Consider the following 15,074-nt stretch of genomic DNA (forward strand, 5'->3'; position numbering starts at 1 on the left):
TTCCTGCTTTTAACTTTTAAAAGAGCTCATCCGTTAAGCAACTATATAAGCCCTAAATTACCAATGGTCGAATAGCGATTGGGGATGCTCGCTTAGCGTTAAAGCTTCATATCCCCAAAGAAGTTTTTCACTCCTTCAAACCAACCGGTCTGGCGAGGTGCATTTTTCTTTTCGCTCAGGGTATTGGCAAATTCCTGCAGTAACTCTTTCTGTTTACCAGAAAGGTTTACCGGTGTTTCCACTACAACCCGACACAGCAAGTCGCCGGTAGCTCCACCGCGCACCGGAGTGACACCTTTACCACGCAGGCGGAACAGCTTGCCAGTTTGACTCTCGGCGGGAATCTTTAGCTTCACCTTACCATCGAGGGTCGGCACTTCCAGTTCACCCCCCAGTGCTGCGGCAGCAAAACTGATGGGCACTTCGCAGTACAAGTTCTTGCCATCGCGCTGGAACAGCTCGTGCTCCTTCACCACCACCTGTACATACAAATCACCAGCGGGCCCGCCATCGGGGCCAGCTTCACCCTCACCGGACAGGCGGATACGATCGCCAGTATCCACACCTGGCGGAACCTTAACGGACAGAGTCTTGGTCTCTTCAACCCGACCGCGACCGTGGCAGCTGCCACAGGGATCGGAGATAGTGGTACCGCGACCGCGACAGTTGGGGCAGGTTTGCTGAACAGAGAAGAAGCCCTGTTGCATACGCACCTGACCGGCACCACCACAGGTGCTACAGGTCTGCGGAGAGGAACCTGGCTTAGCGCCTGAACCGTGGCAGGTATTACAGGAAGCGAGCGTTGGCACACGGATCTTGACCGTGGTACCGCGCACTGCGTCTTCCAGGTCCAGTTCCAAGTCGTAACGCAGGTCTGAACCGCGCGCGGGGCCACCCCGACGGCCGCCACCGCCCCCACCGAAGATATCGCCAAATACATCGCCGAAGATATCGGAGAAACCGCCGAAGCCACCGGCGCCGCCACCACCCATTTGCCCCTCTACACCGGCGTGACCAAATTGATCATAAGCCGCGCGTTTCTGCGAATCGGACAGTATTTCGTAGGCCTCGTTGGCTTCTTTGAATTTGTTTTCTGCTTCCGCATCATCGGGATTGCGGTCCGGGTGAAACTTCATCGCCACCCGGCGGTAGGCTTTCTTCAGCTCTGCATCCGAAGCGCCGCGCTCGACGCCGAGGACTTCGTAATAATCGCGTTTCGACATAAAACTATGTTCTCTGGTCCGGCATCAAGAACGGCCAAACTCTTTCTACTTCTCGGTTTCTAACCAAGCCCCGCATTGCGGAGCACCACCAAACTGCGAACTCTGTACAAACTTTGATGGATACCTGAAACAACACAGGGCGCGGGGCCTAAAAAGAAGGCGCCGCGCCCCTGAAGTTCTCCGGTGGCCACTTTAAAAGCTGCCACCGGAAATGCAAGCGAACGCTTACTTACCTTCTTTCTTGTCGTCCTTTACTTCTTCGAACTCTGCATCTACCGCATCGTCGCCAGCGGAAGATTGCTGCTGCTCGCCCTGTTGAGCGCCTGCACCAGCGGCACCTTCAGCGCCAGCGGCCTGGGCCTGCTCGGCGTACATCTTCTGTGCAACCGGGCCAGAAGCTTCGGTCAGCTTGGTGGTGGCAGCTTCCATAGCAGCCTTGTCATTGCCTTTCACCGCTTCTTCCGCTTCTTTGATAGCCGCTTCGATTGCAGACTTCTCTTCAGCGGTGGCTTTGTCGCCGGCTTCTTCCAGGGTCTTCTTGGTGGCAGAGATCAGGCCGTCGAGGGTATTGCGGGTTTGCACCAGCTCCTCGAACTGCTTATCAGCTTCGGCATTCGCCTCTGCGTCTTGAACCATCTTATCGATCTCGTCCTCGGACAGACCGGAGGAAGCTTTGATCACGATGGACTGCTCTTTACCAGTGGCCTTATCTTTCGCGTGTACGTGCAGGATACCGTTGGCATCGATATCGAAGGTCACTTCGATCTGCGGTACACCGCGGGGGGACGGCGGGATATCGGCCAGGTCAAAACGACCCAGGGATTTGTTCTGGGAAGCCTGCTTGCGCTCACCCTGTACCACGTGAATGGTTACCGCAGTCTGGTTATCTTCCGCAGTGGAGAACACCTGGGACTTCTTGGTGGGGATAGTGGTGTTTTTGTCGATCAGCGGAGTCGCAACGCCACCCATGGTTTCGATACCCAGGGTCAGCGGGGTTACGTCCAGCAGCAGTACGTCTTTAACATCTCCGGACAGTACGGCGCCCTGGATAGCGGCACCCATGGCAACAGCTTCGTCTGGGTTAACGTCTTTGCGCGGCTCTTTACCGAAGAACTCGGTGACTTTCTGCTGTACCAGCGGCATGCGGGTCTGACCACCAACCAGGATCACTTCGTCGACGCCAGAAGCGGACAGGTCGGCATCTTGCAGAGCGATTTTTACCGGCTCCAGAGAACGGGTAACCAGATCTTCTACCAGGCTTTCCAGCTTGGCGCGGGTCAGCTTAACCACCAAGTGCTTGGGACCGGTGGCATCTGCAGTGATATACGGCAGGTTGACTTCGGTCTGCTGGCTGGAGGACAGCTCGATCTTGGCTTTTTCCGCAGCTTCTTTCAGGCGCTGCATCGCCAGGGGATCGCCTTTCAGGTCGATGCCTTGGTCTTTCTTGAACTCGTCTGCGAGGTATTCGATCAGACGCAGGTCGAAATCTTCACCGCCGAGGAAAGTGTCACCGTTGGTGGACAGTACTTCGAACTGCTTCTCACCATCTACATCGGCAATTTCGATAATGGAGATATCAAAGGTACCACCACCCAGGTCGTATACCGCTACAGTGCGGTCACCGCCCTGCTTGTCCAGGCCGTAGGCCAGAGCAGCAGCAGTCGGCTCGTTGATAATACGTTTAACGTCCAGGCCCGCGATACGGCCGGCGTCTTTAGTGGCCTGGCGCTGCGAGTCGTTGAAGTAAGCCGGTACAGTAATTACTGCAGCGTCAACTTTCTCGCCGAGGAAGTCTTCTGCAGTCTTTTTCATTTTCTTCAGAACTTCGGCAGAGATCTGCGGCGGAGCTTTTTTATCGCCTTTCACTTCTACCCAAGCGTCGCCGTTGTCGGCTTCAGTGATGGTGTAAGGCACCATCTTGATATCTTTCTGTACAACGTCGTCTTTGAATTTACGGCCGATCAAACGCTTAACCGCAAACAGAGTATTCTGGGGATTGGTCACCGCCTGACGTTTGGCAGACTGGCCTACCAGGATTTCGTTGTCGTCAGTGAAGGCAACAATAGAAGGTGTAGTACGATCGCCTTCGGCGTTCTCGATTACACGCGCTTTGTCACCATCCAGTACCGCCACACAGCTGTTGGTGGTACCCAGGTCGATGCCGATAATTTTTCCCATCTGTAAAATCCTCATTTGTTACGCGCTGCCAGCTCTGTTCTGTATGCAGCGCGCGAATAATTCTTGATGTCAGCTATATTGGTGCCGGCCAGCGAAATTCAAGGCCGTTTCACGCATTTGCCGTTACGGGGCCTTACTAACCACAACCATGGCCGGGCGAACCAGGCGACCATTGAGGCGATAGCCTTTTTGAAATACCTCTAGAACCGTGTTCGGCTCCACCTCCCCATTCGGCACCTGGGTCATGGCCTGGTGCAGCTCTGGGTCGAAGGGCTCACCAGCTGGATCGACAACTTCCACAGAATTTTTCGTCAGGGTGTCGACGAAAGATTTATGAGTAAGCTCGATACCTTCCACCAATGCTTTATTGCTTTCATCAGCGCTATCAATGGTGGCGAGGGCGCGCTCCAGGTTGTCCACAACCGGCAACAAATCCTGCAGCAGTTTTTCCACTGCAAATTTGCGTGCGCGATCCACATCCTGCTGGGCGCGACGACGGGCATTCTGCTCTTCAGCCTGGGCGCGCAGAGCGAGGTCTTTCTGCACCACTAACTGCTCTTGCAGCTTGATAATTTCATCGTGCAGCGCATCGGCACTCTCGGCTTCTTCGTGCAATGCTTGCTCAGCCTGCTCGCGCTCGGTCGCGGTGGGATCTTCAATCTCCGCGGAAGCCGCCTCGTCTGTCGCTGTCAGGTGCTCATCAGCCAGTGCTTCCGGCTGCACCCCCTCTGTAATCTGATCTTCTTCGCTGCGCTCTCTGGCCACTGCTTTCTCCGTCGCGTCGACTCTGTCAGTAATGAGTTGGGCCCGTCCTGCGGGCTCTGGGGGCTATATGGGGCCATCCCCGCACAGTTCAAGTGGTTTTTTGCGCTAGCGCGCAATAGCTGGAGAATCTGCGCTTGACGCTATAGCTAACCAGAAAGGAATACTGTATAAATAACCACTGATTGGGTATTCAGACCCACCCATAAGAAAAGGACACAGAAGCGATCTCTATATGTTGCTGCACCTGTCTATCAGCCAATTCACCCTGGTGGACCAACTGGAGTTGGAGTTCGGCCCAGGTACCAGCACCCTCACCGGCGAGACCGGCGCGGGCAAATCCATCACCCTAGATGCACTCGGGCTCGCCCTGGGTGGTCGCGGCAGTGCCGAACTGGTACGCGCTGGAGCCAACCGCGCCGATATAAGTGCCACCTTCGATATCTCCGGCTACCCCAACGCCAGCGATTGGCTTAAATCCCAGGAGCTAGATAGCGGGCAGGAAGTGATACTGCGCCGCACCATCGGCGCCGATGGCCGCTCACGGGCCTATATCAACGGCCAGCCGGTGACGCTGCTGCAGCAGCGCGCCCTGGGTGAGCAACTGATTGATATCCACAGCCAGCACGAGCACCAGTCCCTGCTGAAGAAGGAAACCCACCGCCGCCTGCTCGATGAGTACGCCCAAGCCCAGGAACTGGCCGCCGAAACCCGCAGTCGCTACAAGACCTGGCAGGACCAATACCGCCGCTACCGCAATCTGGCCGACAGCGTTGAGGAGGCCGAGGCGCGCCGCAACCTACTGCAGTACCAGCTGCGCGAGCTGGAACAACTGGATTTGAGCGAAGGTGAGATAGAGGCCCTGGAGAGCGAGCAGCGTCAGCTGGCCAATGCCGGCGATATTCTTAACGGCAGCTATCAGCTGGCCGCGCTGCTGTCCGGCGGTGAGGGCGATATCGCCGAACAACTGCACCGCGCCCTGCAACTGCTTTCCGCCATGCCCGAACAGGCGCCGGCCCTGGTCGAGGTGGCGCAGATGCTCGATAGTGCGCGAATTCAGATCGACGAAGCGGCCGGTACTTTGTCGCGACATATCGATCGCTTCGAGATGGACCCTGAGCGGCTCAGTGAAGTTGAGGAGCGCCTCAGTGCTATTTACCAGGCGGCGCGCAGACACCGTGTACAACCCAGTGAGCTACCGGCCCTGCAGCGACAGCTGCAAGAGGAACTGGAAGATATCGGCACGGAAGATACCTTGGAGCGCCTCGCCGAAACCTGCAGCAAACTGGAAAAAGAGTTTCGGGCAGTCGCAGCAAAATTAAGCGAGCTACGGCGTGGGGCAGCGATCACACTCGCCGAATCGGTCAATCGGCAACTGGTGGATTTGGCCATGCCGCACGCCAAGGTCGAACTTGCCTTACAAGCTCTCGACAAGCCTTGCAGCCACGGCCTGGAGGAAGTGGAAATTTTAATTTCCACCAACCCCGGCCAGCCACCGCGCCCACTGGGCAGGATCGCCTCCGGCGGTGAGCTTTCTCGGGTAAGCCTCGCCGTACAGGTGGTCACGGCACAGACTTCACGCACCCCCACCCTGGTCTTTGATGAAGTGGACGTCGGTATCGGCGGCGCCACTGGCGACGTGGTAGGCCGCCTACTGCGCCAGCTGGGAGAGACCCGCAATGGCTGTAGCGGCCAAGTGATCTGCGTCACCCACCTGGCCCAGGTGGCTGCGCGAGCCCACCGCCAATATCTGGTGGAGAAGCACAGTGATGGTGAGCAGGCGTTTGTGGCTTTGCGTGAATTGAAAAACGGCGAGCGCCGTGAAGAGATCGCACGCATGCTCGGAGGGCAACCCAGCCCGCAGTCACTGGCCCATGCGGAAGAGATGTTGACCAGGACCCTTTGAGCTGCCCCCAGGGCAATCTCAGAACAGCCCTTCAGCCGAGTTTCAAAGCTGACCAACAGGACAGCCCATCACTTTCAATGGAGCGGTGGGCAATCATATCTCGCAGATCAATAAATAACCGCCAACAATCCGGCAAAATAGCCGGCCTGCCGGTGATATATGCCGTTTTAGGACAAATAGACCAAATATGACTGGGTCTGGCGGCAGAAGTCACCATATACTGAGCCGCTTGTTTAACTTTGTTTGAGTAGTATCGGCCGAGTTTATGCAGAGAACGATTTTTAATACCCCGATTATCACGCCGCTGCTGCGCCAAGTTGCCAAGCTGCTGCTGAAGTTTCACGGCTGGCGCGTTAACGGCGATCAGCAATCATTAAAACTGAAAAAATATGTATTGATCGGGGCTCCCCACACCACTAACTGGGACGGCTACTACTTTATTCTCGCCGCACTCAAATTAAAGATGACTCCGCAGTGGATGGGCAAAGACAAACTGTTCCAGTTCCCCCTGGGCGGCCCCATGCGCTGGTTTGGCGGTATCGCCGTAGACCGCAGCAAGGCTAACAACTTGGTAGATGCCACCGTGCGCCAATTTAAGCTGCGCAAAGAGCTGGTTATTGCCATCCCACCGGAGGGCACCCGCGGTTTGGGTGAGCGCTGGAAGTCCGGTTTCTACCATATTGCACGCAGTGCCAAGGTGCCTCTGGTATTGGGCTTTATCAATTTCTCCAAGAAAGAAGTGGGAATTGGCCCTATCGCCCAACTGGGGGAAAACCTGGAGGCAGAACTGAACAAATTAAGGGAGTTTTACGCGGATAAGGTCGGTAAATTCCCAGAGCTGTACACGCCGCCCTGCCAGCCACAGCAGTAAGCGGGCATAAGATGGGTGCGGCGGACGCCGCACCCGACTGGATTACTTCTCTTTTTCCTTCACGTACAGCACTAAGCTGTGGCCTGTCAGCTCGTAGCCGTGCTCATCGGCGATCTGGCGCTGCAGTTCCTCAATTTCCTCATTGTGAAACTCGATCACCTTGCCGGTATCGGTACACACCATGTGGTCGTGATGATCACCACGATCCAGCTCGAATACGGAGTGGCCGCCATCGAAGTTGTGGCGAACAACCAGACCCGCGCTCTCAAACTGGGTCAGTACCCGGTAGACGGTAGCCAGACCGACATCTTCCCCCGCTTCCAGCAGTAGCTTATACACATCTTCAGCACTCAAGTGCTGCTCGCTGGTGCTTTCAAGCAATTGCAAAATCTTAACCCGCGGCAGGGTGACCTTCAGGCCAGCCTTGCGCAATTCCTGGTTTTCGTTCGACATGAATAAATATTTCCCGACAGGATTTTATGAATTGTCTTTACTTGCATCAGCTCACTGAAAAGGTCTATACCCGAATAAGACCACAGATTCCCGCCTGTCAGCGAGCCGGCTCTTCGGGTATTATCCCATGCCGAACGGAGTCAGCGGAACCCCAGGCACCATGAGAGAGGGAAATCGCAGAGGAAGGGAACTTTCCCTACGCATAGGGTCCTATTCCGGGCAACCGTTTAAAATTTGTACGAGAGGTGCCGTGTGAAAGAACATAATGGAGCAATGAATGCCGCCTAGCCTGAAATTTATCGCCATCGCCAGCCTCTGCGCCCTTCTCGGCGCCTGTACGCTGGTTAAGTTTCCCGGTGTGCACCGCATTGAGGTACAGCAGGGCAATATCATTACCCAAGAGATGATCGACCAGCTGAAGCCCGGTATGACCCGCCGCCAGGTACAGTTTGTTCTTGGCACCCCGCTGCTGGAAGACACTTACAATCCCAACCGCTGGGACTACGTCAACCGCATTCGCGACAAGAAGGGTGATATCAGCCAGGAGCGCTTTAGCGTTTATTTTGACGAAGACTCCCTGGTATCCACCAGCGGTGACTTGCAGCCGGCTGACTGGCCCTAAGCCTAAGCGTCTTCGGCACCTTTCTTTTTCTCGGCCATACGCTTGGCCTTCTCGGCGCGTTGTTTGCGCGCCTCTTTCGGGTCGGCGATCAACGGGCGGTAAACCTCCACCCGATCGCCCGGCTGCAACTCGTAGCTCTCTGCCGGCGCCAATCCTTTGCTCCCCAGAACCTGGCCAAAGATACCCATCTTGGCACTATCCGGGTCCACTTCCGGATACTCTTTTGGAATACCCGAACGAATCAGAGCTTCCCTTGCCGTAGTGCCCGGTTTTACCAGTAACCGCATCAACCGCTGTTCATGGGGCAGTGCGTAAACCACTTCTACCGAAATCATTTTTTCTTCTGTCATTGCGGCTTCCCGTAAATGTCCTCGGCACGCTCACACATTACCGCCACCATTTGATTGGCCAGATCACTAAAAAGCTTACCTGCGGCGGCGGCGATCAAACGGCTCTTCATGGAGAACGACAGTGAAAAAGTCACCTTACAGGCGCTCTCAGCCAGGGGAGTAAACATCCAATGCCCGGTAAAATTTTCGAAGGGACCGTCTACCAGGGTCAGGGTCATGCTGGTCGGGCGCACCAGTTGATTGCGCGTGGTAAAACTTTGACGAATACCCGCGCGCGATAAATCCAACCGTGCCTCCAGGGTTTCTTCGTCCCGATGCAGAATTTCAGCCCCGCGACACCCCGGTAAAAATTGTGGGTAGCTGGCCACATCATTGACCAGATCAAACATTTGTTCCGCGCTGTACATCACCAGCGCGCTGCGCTCTATTTCAGTCATTCCTGTTGTCAAATCCAGTCCGCCAGGCGAAATCGCCTGGGATTGTCGTTCGGCCGCTAATTTTGCCAGTCGGCGCTACTCAAGCAAGAGAATTCCTGCAACAATCGCATTTTTTGCCGGCGGGACATACCCGGCCCCGCTGGAATAACAAAAACGAAAGCTGTATCTGATAAAAAATAATAGCGAGAGTACTATGACCGCAGTGAGAGAGCATTTTGGGTCAAGGCTGGGCTTTATCCTGGCCGCAGCTGGTTCCGCAGTTGGTATTGGCAATCTGGTGGCATTCCCGGTAGCGGCCACCAAGAGCGGAGGCGGTGCTTTCCTACTGGTCTATGCGCTCTTTGTTTTTCTGATCTGCCTGCCCGTTATGATGGCGGAATTGGCTCTGGGGCGCCGCTCCGATAAAGACCCGGTAGGTGCCTATCGTCAACTCTCCAACGGTTCACACCTGTGGCGTATCCCCGGCTGGCTAGCCTTGATCACGCCTTTTATGATCGCAGTATTTTATTTAGTGGTTACTGTGTGGGTGCTCGGGTACCTGATTGAAACCGTCACCGGTAATCTCAACCTGCTCGCCACCCAGGATTTCTTTATCCACTTTATCAATACCCCCAAGGTATTTATTTACCTGGTGGTACTGATGCTGATTATTAACGCCATCCTCGCTATGGGAGTTAAAGACGGTATTGAGCGTGCGGCAAAAACCCTGATGCCGATGCTGTTTGTAATGCTGCTGGGCCTGGTGATTTTTGTCCTGACCCTGGATAACGCCATCCTCGGTGTGAAGTATTACCTGGTGCCAGACTTCAGCAAAATTGATGGCAACGTGGTGAGCAAAGCCATGGCCCAGGCCTTCTTCTCGCTGTCTCTGGGTATGGGCATCATGATCACCTACGGCTCTTATATGAAGAAGCGGGACTCTATCCCCGGCTCCTCCCGCGCCGTTGCCATTACCGATACCATGGTGGCCTTTACTGCGGGCCTGCTGATTCTGCCGAGTATTTTCCACTTCAACCCGCAGATTGATCCCTCCGAATTAAGCGAGTCCTCTGCCGGAATGATCTTCCTGTTCCTACCGAAGATCTTCCTTGCCCTACAGGACAGCATCGGCTATGCCGGCGCAAGTGCCGTGGCTGCAATCTTCTTCTTCCTGGTTCTGGTAGCAGCGATCACGTCCCTGGTTTCCATTATTGAAGTACCCATCGCCACCCTGCGCGACGAGCGCGATATGGAGCGTAAAACAGCCATTTACTGGGTTGCCGGAGTACAGTTTGTACTGGCCATCGCTTGCGCCGTCTCCTTTGGCATGGTCAACTGGTTCACTGAATTTGTACAGTTGGCCGGCGTTAACAAGTCCTTCTTCGACCTGGTAGAGATCATTTTCTACGACACCATCCTGCCCTTAAATGGCCTGCTGGTGTGTCTGTTTGTGATCTACAAATGGAAGAAAGCCAACTTTGACAAAGAGCTGCAGGAAGGCGACTCCGCCTTTGCCGGCTCTTTCTCACAAAAATACGTAAACTTCTCCCTGGGCACCTTTATCCCTCTGATACTGCTGTTGATCTTTATCAACACCGTGGCCCTGAAGTTTTTTGGACACAGTTTTATCTAGTCACTAGAAGTTTTCATGGCCAAGAAAAAGAAAGCGCAAACATCCAATACCATCGCCCTCAACAAGAAGGCCCGTCACGACTACTTCATAGAGGAGAAGTTTGAGGCGGGCGTTGAGATGCAGGGCTGGGAAGTGAAAAGCTGTCGTGAGGGCAAGGCCCAGCTCACCGACAGCTATGTCATTTTTAAAAATGGCGAAGCCTGGCTGCTGGGTTCCAATATCCAGCCGCTTGCCAGCGCCTCCACCCATTATGTGACCGAGCCCGACCGCACCCGTCGCCTGCTGCTCACCAAGCGCGAGCTGTCCAAGCTGATCGCCGCCGTGGAGCAAAAGGGGCACACCGTGGTTGCCACCGCGCTGTATTGGAAGGGCCATTTGGTCAAATGCGAAATCTGCTTGGCCAAGGGTAAGGCTATGCACGACAAACGCGAAACCGAGAAAAAACGGGATTGGAACCGTGAAAAGCAGCGCCTGATGCGCGCCACGCACAAGTAGTGCACAGAGACAACTAGAAGAATAATTACGGGATTTACTATGAGTGCACCGCGAGGACAGTTCAGCTCGAATATTGGCTTTTTGATGGCCGCCGCCGGGTCCGCCGTTGGTCTCGGCAACATTTGGGGCTTCCCCACCAAAGCCGCCAGCAACGGCGGCGCCGCCTTTGTAGTGGCCTATCTGTTTTTGGCCTTCGCCCTCGCCTATCCGGCGCTGATGGCCGAACTCACCATTGGCCGTTATGCGCGGCGCAATATGGTGCAGGCACTGCGGGCTATTTCTATTGGTCCTGTGAGCCGCTTCTTCGGTGGTCTCACCGGCTTTGGCGGTATCCTGGTAGCCTCTTTGATTCTGAGCTTTTACGCTATTGTGGCCGGCTGGATGGTGGCCCACCTGGCCGAGCCTTTCGCCGCCCTGTTTGGCGCCCAGGAAGCCGTCCAATGGCTCACAGAAAACAGTACCCAGCGCAATCTGATCTTTACCGCGATCTTCAGTGGTCTCACCATGCTGATTATTGCCAGTGGTGTGGAGAAGGGCATTGAGCGCTGGTCCACCCTGTTGATGCCCTCGCTGATTATTCTGCTGCTGCTTTTAATCGCCTACGTACTCACCCAGCCCGGTGCCTTTACCGGCCTGGAGGTGTACCTGATGCCAGACTTCAGTCACTTCACCCCGAAGCTACTGATCTCTGCCATGGGCCAGGCCTTCTTCTCCCTGTCTCTAGGGGTGGGTACCATGCTGATCTACGGCTCTTACCTGAGCCAACAGGAGAGCTTGCCCCGCCTGGGCGCCCTGGTCACTTTGATCGACGTGGGGATCGCCTTCACCGCCGGCCTGCTAATCCTGCCCGCCATGTATGTGGCCCAGGAAGCCGGCACCCAGATCTTCGCTGCTGACGGTGCCCTGATTGCCGGGCCCAACCTGATCCTGCAGGTGCTGCCAGCGCTGTTCGATACCATGGGCGAAGCCGGCGTGTTCGTCGCCATTGCCTTCTTTGCCCTGATGGTGATCGCCTCCCTCACCTCCTCTATCTCTATGCTGGAAGTACCGGTGGCTTTCTCTATTGAGAACCTAGGCATCCCCCGCCGTATTGCCACCCCAGGGGTGGGCCTGGTGATCTTTGCCATCAGCAGCACCATTATTTACAACTTCGACAGCCTGTTTGGGCTGGCAGTCAGCATCAGTACTGAATACGGCCAGCCCCTGCTGGGTATTGCGCTGTGTATCTTTGCCGGCTGGATCTGGCGCCGAGACCAGCTGCTGAGCGAGCTGAAGAAAGGCCACGAAGATATTGAGCACACCCTGTTCTGGAAGATCTGGCCCTGGTATGTACGCATCGTGTGCCCACTGCTGATCCTGGTAGCCTTCGCCCAATCGATACTGTAACGCCTTTTCTAACTACCCCGGCGGCCACTGCTGCCGGGGCACTCCGCTCTCTCCCTGCCCCTGATCAAAGTTCCCAAAAATTCCTGGCGCATAAAAATTTATTGCAATGCCCGAGTTTGAGGTATACTTAGATGACACACGAGAGTGTTTCTTATCGGGGATGACTTGGATTCGACGCCGGTGACGAAACCTTGGGTGCATGCCGTGATGGCAGCGAATCACGTTAATCCAAAGCTGTATTTTATTAGTTGCCAACGACGACAACTACGGTGCCCAACTCGCTGCGTAAGCAGCTTGTGAAGCACTAACTAAGGGTTCGTCCCTTAGCAGTCTTCAGCAAGGTTCCAGTATCGCGCTGTAGACTGTTATACAGAACTGGATCGCCGCAAGCCATACTCGTGGGCAAGCGGTTAAACACTTTACGGGATCGCCCTATACGTCCTGACCGCCGGGCTGTAATGGGTTAAATCAATAGACGGAGCTAAGCATGTAGAGCCTCTGGCAGAGTGCTGACGGACGCGGGTTCGACTCCCGCCATCTCCACCAAATCGCTGTCTCAGACAGCCCACAAAAGCCCCGCAAACCTAGAGTTTCCGGGGTTTTTGCTTATCTGGACCATCCCAGTTAATCTAAGCTAACCCGTCCAAATCCAGACTCAAGTGGACGGGTTATTGGACGGGTTGATAGCAGTGCCACCGTCCAACCCGTCCAAAATCCATGGAAGGTGAGCTATGCCGCTGTCTGACACCAAGGTCCGCGCCCTCAAGCCACGCGACAAGAAGTACATCGAGTCCGATGAGAAAGGGCTGGCAATCGAAGTGACCCCGACCGGGGCCAAGCGTTGGGTATTCCGTTTCCGCCTGCATGGCAAACGCCCAGAAATGGCAATTGGGCTCTACCCCGATGTAAGCCTAAAGCGCGCCCGCGAACTTCGTGATGAAGCCCGCCAGCATGTTGCCGAAGGTGTCGACCCCCGCGATATAAAACGCGCCCGCAAAGAATCCGCCCTGGAAGCCAATCGCAGCAGCTTCGCCGCCGTTAGTGATGAGTGGTTCGCCGCCAAGATGGCGCACCTATCCAGCTCATCAAAGGACCGCGCCACCCTCGCTTTAGAGCGTGACCTAAAGCCCTATTTGGGTAAGCGTCCTATCTCCGAGATAAGCCCGCCGGAAGTGCTGCGGTGCCTGCGCCGTATTGAGAGCCGGGGAACCCTGGAGACTGCCCACCGGGTAAAGCGAGTAGCCAGCCAGGTATTCCGCTTTGCCGTGGCCACCGGAAGGGCCGACCGCGACCCCACCACAGACCTTACCGGCGCACTCACCCCCACCAAGAAGAAACATCTGGCAGCTATTACTGACCCCACTGAAGTTGGGCGCCTGCTAACCGCCATGGAGGAATACCAAGGCACCCCAGTAGTGAGGGCCGCCCTCAAACTATCCCCTCTCCTATTCTGCCGCCCTGGAGAATTGCGCAAACTGGAGTGGGCCGAAATTAACTGGGAGGCCAAGCAAATAGAGCTGCCCAGCGAAAAAATGAAAATGGGCCAGCCGCACATTATCCCTCTTGCAGAACAGTCGCTGGCTCTACTGCGAGAGCTGGAGCCGCTAACAGGCCGTGGCAAGTATGTTTTTCCATCGGCTCGAGGCCAGAGCCGCCCATTGTCTGATGCCGGGGTGAGGACTGCGATCAGGTCACTGGGCTATGACAACGAAACCATGACTGCCCACGGCTTCCGGGCAATGGCTCGCACCCTGCTGGATGAAGTTCTTGGCTTCCGCGTGGACTACATAGAGCACCAGCTAGCCCATGAAGTGAAAGACACGCTGGGGCGCGCCTATAACCGGACAAAGCACCTTGAGCAGCGGGCAGCTATGATGCAGAAGTGGGCAGATTATTTGGATAATCTCAAAGCTCAAGCGGGAGCGAATAATGTAGTAACCGCTAATTTCGGATTAAACAATTCAAGCACTTAAAACTCAGAAATAACACCCAGTAAATCTAAGGCTGCCTTGACTCCCCGGGCGCCCGGGGATTAAATTTAGGTAGGTTGCCGATTTCTGCGCAGTTGTTCCTTCTAAATGCTTATAAAAGACCGCAAGCACAGCCAGCTGAAACAATTGCTACCGGTGTACCAAGTAAAATTAATATTAAGCTCTATAAAACCACTGAGACCCTATGTCATCTTGACAGGCGCCCGTGCGCACGCTATTTTCTGATACGCTGCCGATTTCTGCACGGCGCCTCTCTTCAAGAATTATTAAAGCCCCTAATTATCACAATTAAAATCACATCGCCTTTTACTGTTACAGCAAGATATTATTTAATACTTAAGTATCAAGCGAGCTTAAATTAACCCCTACAAACCTACTGTGGCCCTGTGCCGCCTTGACAGTTTACACGTGTACACGCTATTTTTTGACAAGCTGCCGATTTCTGCGAAGGGCTTAAAGCAAAAACTGTATTTTAATCCAGTTTGAGCTTGTGGCGCATAAAACCACCTTGACGTCTAGCCGTCTAGACATTAAATTCAGGCAAGCTGCCGATTCGTGCGGAGCAACCCATGAAAGCCCTAAAAAGCTTGCAACTAATACGTATTTCATGGTCGAATATATGCAACAGTGGCGAAAGATATGAGTAGCCCACAGAATTTAAGAAGGCCCGCCTCGAGCGGGCTTTTTTGTGCCTGAAAGATAGAGAATCGTTGATAAATTAAGCGCCTATAGTCAGGCACCTACAGCCCTGAAAATTACAGATTCAAACCACTAAACCCGCCTTGAGC

The 15,074-nt window shown here is 54.9% G+C and carries 13 protein-coding genes and 1 other RNA gene; 8 read left to right on the top strand and 6 right to left on the bottom strand.

The features are described from left to right. Positions 1-98 precede the first annotated feature (98 nt). From dnaJ to grpE, 3 genes are all read right to left on the bottom strand, one after another. Positions 99-1,223, bottom strand: coding sequence for a molecular chaperone DnaJ (gene dnaJ, locus ACJJIJ_RS14355; protein ID WP_252083238.1), 1,125 nt, complete (start codon positions 1,221-1,223; stop codon positions 99-101). A 225-nt stretch (positions 1,224-1,448) separates the two neighbouring features. Next, positions 1,449-3,401, bottom strand: coding sequence for a molecular chaperone DnaK (gene dnaK, locus ACJJIJ_RS14360; RefSeq protein WP_252083239.1), 1,953 nt, complete (start codon positions 3,399-3,401; stop codon positions 1,449-1,451). 123 nt (positions 3,402-3,524) lie between these two features. Then, positions 3,525-4,166 (bottom strand): nucleotide exchange factor GrpE, encoded by a 642-nt coding sequence (gene grpE / locus ACJJIJ_RS14365; protein WP_252083240.1) that lies wholly within the window; start codon positions 4,164-4,166, stop codon positions 3,525-3,527. Between the two features lie 232 nt (positions 4,167-4,398). Between grpE and recN the strand changes: the two genes are divergently transcribed. Both recN and ACJJIJ_RS14375 read left to right on the top strand, forming a co-directional pair. Beyond that, positions 4,399-6,069, top strand: a complete 1,671-nt coding sequence (recN, locus tag ACJJIJ_RS14370) for a DNA repair protein RecN (RefSeq protein WP_444937702.1) — start codon at positions 4,399-4,401, stop codon at positions 6,067-6,069. 265 nt (positions 6,070-6,334) lie between these two features. Beyond that, positions 6,335-6,940, top strand: coding sequence for a 1-acyl-sn-glycerol-3-phosphate acyltransferase (locus ACJJIJ_RS14375; protein ID WP_252083242.1), 606 nt, complete (start codon positions 6,335-6,337; stop codon positions 6,938-6,940). A gap of 42 nt (positions 6,941-6,982) precedes the next feature. On the opposite strand, the gene fur is transcribed toward ACJJIJ_RS14375, so the two are convergent. After that, positions 6,983-7,393 carry a ferric iron uptake transcriptional regulator gene (gene fur / locus ACJJIJ_RS14380; protein WP_252083243.1) on the bottom strand — a complete coding sequence of 137 codons (411 nt, stop codon included), beginning with the start codon at positions 7,391-7,393 and terminating at the stop codon, positions 6,983-6,985. A gap of 277 nt (positions 7,394-7,670) precedes the next feature. On the opposite strand from fur, the gene ACJJIJ_RS14385 reads away from it, so the two are divergent. Further along, entirely contained in the window at positions 7,671-8,015 is a 345-nt protein-coding gene (locus ACJJIJ_RS14385) for an outer membrane protein assembly factor BamE (RefSeq protein ID WP_444882694.1), read from the top strand. Between the two features lie 2 nt (positions 8,016-8,017). Here the strand turns inward: ACJJIJ_RS14385 and ACJJIJ_RS14390 are convergent, their stop codons facing one another. Together ACJJIJ_RS14390 and ACJJIJ_RS14395 are read right to left on the bottom strand one after the other, a co-directional pair. Beyond that, positions 8,018-8,365, bottom strand: a complete 348-nt coding sequence (locus tag ACJJIJ_RS14390; RefSeq protein WP_252083245.1) for an RnfH family protein — start codon at positions 8,363-8,365, stop codon at positions 8,018-8,020. After that, the gene (locus ACJJIJ_RS14395) at positions 8,362-8,802 is read right to left on the bottom strand and encodes a type II toxin-antitoxin system RatA family toxin (protein ID WP_252083246.1); all 441 of its coding nucleotides are present in this window, start codon (positions 8,800-8,802) and stop codon (positions 8,362-8,364) included. Before ACJJIJ_RS14395 ends, ACJJIJ_RS14390 begins: the two co-directional genes overlap by 4 nt. A 193-nt stretch (positions 8,803-8,995) precedes the next feature. Between ACJJIJ_RS14395 and ACJJIJ_RS14400 the strand changes: the two genes are divergently transcribed. The 5 genes from ACJJIJ_RS14400 to ACJJIJ_RS14420 all read left to right on the top strand — a co-directional run bounded on the left by ACJJIJ_RS14400 (position 8,996) and on the right by ACJJIJ_RS14420 (position 14,268). Then, a complete protein-coding gene (locus ACJJIJ_RS14400; RefSeq protein WP_252083247.1) occupies positions 8,996-10,414 on the top strand; it encodes a sodium-dependent transporter in 1,419 nt (472 codons plus the stop codon). Positions 10,415-10,429: 15 nt separating this feature from the next. Beyond that, the gene (smpB, locus tag ACJJIJ_RS14405; RefSeq protein ID WP_152454820.1) at positions 10,430-10,909 is read left to right on the top strand and encodes an SsrA-binding protein SmpB; all 480 of its coding nucleotides are present in this window, start codon (positions 10,430-10,432) and stop codon (positions 10,907-10,909) included. A 39-nt stretch (positions 10,910-10,948) separates the two neighbouring features. Continuing rightward, entirely contained in the window at positions 10,949-12,295 is a 1,347-nt protein-coding gene (locus tag ACJJIJ_RS14410) for a sodium-dependent transporter (protein WP_444889457.1), read from the top strand. 156 nt (positions 12,296-12,451) lie between these two features. Next, positions 12,452-12,841, top strand: a transfer-messenger RNA (tmRNA) gene (gene ssrA / locus ACJJIJ_RS14415). Between the two features lie 185 nt (positions 12,842-13,026). After that, the gene (locus tag ACJJIJ_RS14420; RefSeq protein ID WP_444937703.1) at positions 13,027-14,268 is read left to right on the top strand and encodes a tyrosine-type recombinase/integrase; all 1,242 of its coding nucleotides are present in this window, start codon (positions 13,027-13,029) and stop codon (positions 14,266-14,268) included. Positions 14,269-15,074 lie beyond the last annotated feature (806 nt).

It is taken from the genome of Microbulbifer mixtoriginis (SeqCode), from assembly GCF_052467945.1.

What these genes read in the sequence shown, in the direction of transcription:
- dnaJ (WP_252083238.1), bottom strand. Translation starts at nt 1,223, where the DNA reads ATGTCGAAACGCGATTATTACGAAGTCCTCGGCGTCGAGCGCGGCGCT.
- dnaK (WP_252083239.1), bottom strand. Translation starts at nt 3,401, where the DNA reads ATGGGAAAAATTATCGGCATCGACCTGGGTACCACCAACAGCTGTGTG.
- recN (WP_444937702.1), top strand. Translation starts at nt 4,399, where the DNA reads ATGTTGCTGCACCTGTCTATCAGCCAATTCACCCTGGTGGACCAACTG.
- ACJJIJ_RS14375 (WP_252083242.1), top strand. Translation starts at nt 6,335, where the DNA reads ATGCAGAGAACGATTTTTAATACCCCGATTATCACGCCGCTGCTGCGC.
- fur (WP_252083243.1), bottom strand. Translation starts at nt 7,393, where the DNA reads ATGTCGAACGAAAACCAGGAATTGCGCAAGGCTGGCCTGAAGGTCACC.
- ACJJIJ_RS14385 (WP_444882694.1), top strand. Translation starts at nt 7,671, where the DNA reads ATGCCGCCTAGCCTGAAATTTATCGCCATCGCCAGCCTCTGCGCCCTT.
- ACJJIJ_RS14390 (WP_252083245.1), bottom strand. Translation starts at nt 8,365, where the DNA reads ATGACAGAAGAAAAAATGATTTCGGTAGAAGTGGTTTACGCACTGCCC.
- ACJJIJ_RS14395 (WP_252083246.1), bottom strand. Translation starts at nt 8,802, where the DNA reads ATGACTGAAATAGAGCGCAGCGCGCTGGTGATGTACAGCGCGGAACAA.
- ACJJIJ_RS14400 (WP_252083247.1), top strand. Translation starts at nt 8,996, where the DNA reads ATGACCGCAGTGAGAGAGCATTTTGGGTCAAGGCTGGGCTTTATCCTG.
- smpB (WP_152454820.1), top strand. Translation starts at nt 10,430, where the DNA reads ATGGCCAAGAAAAAGAAAGCGCAAACATCCAATACCATCGCCCTCAAC.
- ACJJIJ_RS14410 (WP_444889457.1), top strand. Translation starts at nt 10,949, where the DNA reads ATGAGTGCACCGCGAGGACAGTTCAGCTCGAATATTGGCTTTTTGATG.
- ACJJIJ_RS14420 (WP_444937703.1), top strand. Translation starts at nt 13,027, where the DNA reads ATGCCGCTGTCTGACACCAAGGTCCGCGCCCTCAAGCCACGCGACAAG.